At 39.6% G+C, this 3444-nt stretch carries 3 protein-coding genes; 1 reads left to right on the forward strand and 2 read right to left on the reverse strand.

From position 1 onward, the window contains the following. Window positions 1–162 precede the first annotated feature (162 nt). The gene (locus tag B2V92_RS21555; protein ID WP_293312069.1) at window positions 163–606 is read right to left on the reverse strand and encodes an SRPBCC family protein; all 444 of its coding nucleotides are present in this window, start codon (window positions 604–606) and stop codon (window positions 163–165) included. A gap of 316 nt (window positions 607–922) precedes the next feature. Between B2V92_RS21555 and B2V92_RS21560 the strand changes: the two genes are divergently transcribed. After that, a complete protein-coding gene (locus tag B2V92_RS21560) occupies window positions 923–2518 on the forward strand; it encodes a S41 family peptidase (protein ID WP_293312070.1) in 1596 nt (531 codons plus the stop codon). A 151-nt stretch (window positions 2519–2669) separates the two neighbouring features. Here the strand turns inward: B2V92_RS21560 and B2V92_RS21565 are convergent, their stop codons facing one another. Continuing rightward, window positions 2670–3272: a hypothetical protein gene (locus B2V92_RS21565; protein ID WP_293312071.1), complete on the reverse strand. Its 603-nt coding sequence runs from the start codon at window positions 3270–3272 to the stop codon at window positions 2670–2672. Between the last annotated feature and the right edge of the window lie 172 nt (window positions 3273–3444).

The following is a 3444-nucleotide window of genomic DNA, read 5'->3' on the forward strand; positions in this document are numbered from 1 at the left end:
AATCCAGGTGGCACCACTTCCAGAAGCCCTTCAGAAATGAAGGGCTTTTTTGGTTTTATCGAAATTCTTTAACATTTAAGTAGGCAGGTTAATTGTAGCGGTTTTCTTTTTTTACCACCTAAGTCATCTGAGTTTCTTCAACCGCTCTATAAGGCTTCTTTTTTATGTTTCGATATGATTGTGCTGTTTTTCGGCTATCTCTTTTACTTTATCCAGAGCTTTGGGCCATGTTTTTTCGAAATAATCTAGCCATTCTTTGGTAATTCCCATATCGATCAACAGTTCTGTTTTGCCGTCTTTTTCGCTCAGCGTATAGTTTTCGAGCGATTCGCCCCAATCCTGCAGTTCTTCCCTGCCATCTTTGATCTCGCCAACATGTTTGATAGACATATATTGATTGGGAATGTTTTCGCGGATCACCGCAACCATTCCATCACCTTTGGCATCGAGGAAAAGGGCCTTACTGCCTTTTTTCCAATCGGTTTCTACACACGATCCTTCGGCAAAAACGGCCGTCCATTGCGGGTAGGTTTTTACACCGAAAAGCACATCCCATACTTTTCCGGCAGGGGCATTAATGCTGGTCTTAAATTCAATCTTTTCCATAGTTTTTTGTTTTTATAGGGTTATTATTGAGTTTTCATCAAGCTTATACAAATTTCCAAAATATGGCGTTATGCAAAGCGGTGCAAAGGCGACAATTTATGGGGGTGGCAAGGACTGATTTATTTTTGTTTTTTTAACATTATCATCTAATGATAAAATAATTTTAATCGGTAGATTTACCTGGTTCGACGGTACTTATGTTCATTTATACAATATTTTAACCTAAATTTATTTAGTTGCAGGATAAATTTTATATCTGCACAACTTAAAGCTTAACCAGCACGTATATATACATTATAATGCTACAAATAAACCTATGAGAAATAACAGATTTACCCACCTGATTGTGCTGGGTGCTATCATTTTGGCGATGGCCGCTGCCTGTAAAAAAAGCAGTATTACACCTGAGGAGCCGGTTACGCCAACTACACCAACGCCTTCCGGAACCCGCGACGAGCTGACTAAAGATTCGATCTTTTTATATGGCAAAGAATTATACTATTGGAATACGTCTTTACCAAGCTATGATGTATTTAAACCACGTAGCTTTAGTTCGAACGAGGCAGAGCTTTATGCCATGACACAGTATTCTGCTGATCCCTTAACAGGCAAACCTTACGAATATGTAAGTAATTCTACCGAACCCAAATACTCGTTTTTTGATTATACTGCTGCAACTTCGGGTAAAACAGGTGCATTAAAAGCCGATGTTAACGGCTCGGCCAACGATTATGGTTTTTCGGTGGGTTATAATACCGTAACAGATTTAAGGGTAAAATATGTATATCCCAATTCGCCGGCAGCACAGCAGGGCTTAACGCGTGGCTGTAAGATAACCGCTGTAAACGGAAGAACGAATTTAACTTACAACAATACCAATATCGATTTTTTGAACAGTGCCATTTTTGGAAGCAACCCGAGTGTAACTTTGGCATTTAACGATATCAGCGGCAATCCGAAAACGGCTGTTGTAATCAGTACGGTTTATACTGTTAATCCTATCCTTTTTACCAATGTTTATACAGTTGATACCAAAAAAGTCGGTTACATCGTTTTTAACAGTTTTACCAATAATGCGTCTGCAGCATTAAATGCCGCTTTCTCTAATTTCGCCACTCAGGGTGTAAGCGAACTGGTGGTAGATTTGCGCTATAATGGTGGTGGTTATGTATCTACTGCAACGCAGATTATCAATCTGGCTGCGCCGGCTTCGCAAACGGGTAATACCATGTTTACCTCTTATTATAACAGTTACCTGCAATCGATCACCAGTGCACAGCGGAAGGCATCTATACTGGCCCACCAGCCATTATTGGATGATGCAGGGAAACTGCAGACTTTTACAACGGGCGTGAATGGGAAATACGCCACCTATGCCGATTTGAATTATTCGCCAACTGCGGCTGATAATATTGAAAAATTTGCAAAATCAGGTTCGCTGGCGCTAAACAGGATTTACTTTCTGGTTACAGGATCTACAGCCTCGGCAAGCGAGCTTACCATTAACAGCTTAAAACCGGTAATGGAGGTAAAACTGATCGGTAGTACAACTTATGGCAAACCTGTTGGTTTTTTCCCGGTTAGGATTGATAAGCTGGATATGTACATCCCTGAATTTGAAACGAAAAACCAGAACGGGGTTGGTGGTTATTATTCGGGTTTAGCAGTGGATAAATCATCGACTGAAGATTTGACAAAAGCTTTTGGAGATGAAACGGAAACTTTATTGGCCTATGCTTTGGCTTATGCCAAAACAGGTACTTTTGTAATACCTGCAGCGAAAACATCAAGTTTGAGCACCTCAACGGTTTCTACCGGCGCAAAATTATCAACCGAAGAAATTAAAGTGGTGGATGAACGTTTGGATCCGAATGGTTTTAAAGGAATGGTGATGACACCCCATAAAAAATAAGGATTTTATCCTAAACAGGAAGCCCGGTTAGCAGTTAATGCTGATCGGGCTTTTTTATGGGGTTTTCTATTAGAGATAGACCCTGAAATAAATTCAGGGTGACGACAGCAAGTTTAAAACTTGACTCCTTTGCTATATCCGATGCTATTTCTTACAATAAAATTTTACTGCTAATGTCTTTATTAATGGTAATGTAACCTGGGTATTTTACCGGTGTATTGCCCAGCATAAAGGTTGGTTTTATTTTAATGGTTAATAAGCCCAGTTTTTCATCTTTGGAATTGGCGCCTTTTTGAGCGGCTTTGATAATATCGTTAAAAACATTGCCGTTTGATACCAGTCCGTAAATGTTGCTTACCAACTGCACCGGAACGGTAACTTTCTGCCCTTGTGCAATGCTCACATTCTGGTTAACGGTACCCTCTGCCAAATCGGTGTTGTTTACCAATATTTTATATTCGAACTGATTAATGGCAGCCAAATTGTTTGATGGATTGGTGATTTCTAAATTCAGGTTGGCACTTAACGGAATATCTTTCCTTAATAAACCCAAAGCCACACCCGGTAAACTGGTGAGGCTAAAACTCTGCTGATCCATTAATTTTTTAACATCGGTACCTGCGATGGATATATTTTGTACGCTTGTAATTTTATAGGTGCAATCTTCAAGCGCCTTTATTTGTTGCGCCTGTCTGTTAATGCCGCAACCGAACATGGTAAAGGTAAGCAGGCAAATCATTAGTGTGTTTTTCATGTTAATCATAACGCCAAATTACTAAAACTATTTCAGATGCCTTAGGTTAATTGGTTAACTGTTTCGAGCGATTGCTATATCGTGCAATTGCTAAATTGTTTGATGGCTCTATTGCTACTGCAAATTGCGAACTGAAAACTGTTGAAGAGGGTTAATTGTTTAAATTGGTTAA

Source organism: Pedobacter sp. UBA5917 (assembly GCF_002432345.1).
Classification (GTDB): Bacteria; Bacteroidota; Bacteroidia; order Sphingobacteriales; family Sphingobacteriaceae; genus Pedobacter.

What these genes read in the sequence shown, in the direction of transcription:
- B2V92_RS21555 (WP_293312069.1), bottom strand. Translation starts at nt 606, where the DNA reads ATGGAAAAGATTGAATTTAAGACCAGCATTAATGCCCCTGCCGGAAAA.
- B2V92_RS21560 (WP_293312070.1), top strand. Translation starts at nt 923, where the DNA reads ATGAGAAATAACAGATTTACCCACCTGATTGTGCTGGGTGCTATCATT.
- B2V92_RS21565 (WP_293312071.1), bottom strand. Translation starts at nt 3,272, where the DNA reads ATGAAAAACACACTAATGATTTGCCTGCTTACCTTTACCATGTTCGGT.